This is a genomic window from Vibrio sp. 10N.261.55.A10 (genome assembly GCF_041470825.1).
Taxonomy (GTDB): Bacteria; Pseudomonadota; Gammaproteobacteria; order Enterobacterales; family Vibrionaceae; genus Vibrio; species Vibrio crassostreae_C.
The window spans coordinates 1-731 of sequence record NZ_JBFRNC010000085.1; the positions used below are offsets into that span (position 1 = coordinate 1).

Genomic DNA, 731 nt, shown 5'->3' on the forward strand with positions numbered 1-731 from the left:
GTATAATACCAATTAAAGTAAAAATGTGATCTAATTAAGATTGATGAATTATTGTGAAATTTAGCCATGGATAGCCTTAATAACACTGACTTCAAAAAGCTTGCGAGCCAGCAAAAAACCATTCAGATGAAGATGCGTTTACTTGCGCTCGCACACTTTAAAGACGGCCTCTCTCGTACACAAATTGCAAAATCTCTCAAAGTCAGTCGAACCAGTGTCAATAAATGGGTTCGGATTTTTTTTGAAGAAGGCCTAGAAGGACTTCAAGAAAAACCTCGGACTGGTAGGCCTGCATACCTCACCGATGAGCAGCGGGCTCAACTCAGTGCCTTCATAAAAAAAGAAGCTGAATCACCTTCTGGTGGCCGCCTTGTTGGAAGCGATATACATGACTACATCGTTAAACACTTTGACAAGCACTACCACCCTAATTCCATCTATTATCTCCTCGACCACATGGGTTTTTCTTGGATAACTTCTCGTTCCAAACACCCTAAACAATCACAGCAAATACAGGACGATTTTAAAAAAATTCCAAATCGAAACGATCCTTAAGATCCCCGGCCATATTGGGCTAGAGAGTGTTGATGTCTGGTTTCAAGACGAAGCTAGGTTTGGTCAGCAGAACACAACAACACGTCTTTGGGCTACTCGTGGAACGAGACCTCGCGTAGTAAAACAGCAGCAATTTGAATACGCTTATTTGTTTGGCTCAGTGTGCCCATCGAGAG

Annotated in this window: 1 protein-coding gene; it reads left to right on the forward strand. The window is 42.1% G+C overall.

Annotated elements, in window-relative coordinates:
* The first annotated feature begins 66 nt into the window (after positions 1–66).
* Positions 67–555 carry a helix-turn-helix domain-containing protein gene (locus AB4274_RS20685; protein WP_017059446.1) on the forward strand — a complete coding sequence of 163 codons (489 nt, stop codon included), beginning with the start codon at positions 67–69 and terminating at the stop codon, positions 553–555.
* The last annotated feature ends 176 nt before the right edge of the window (positions 556–731 follow it).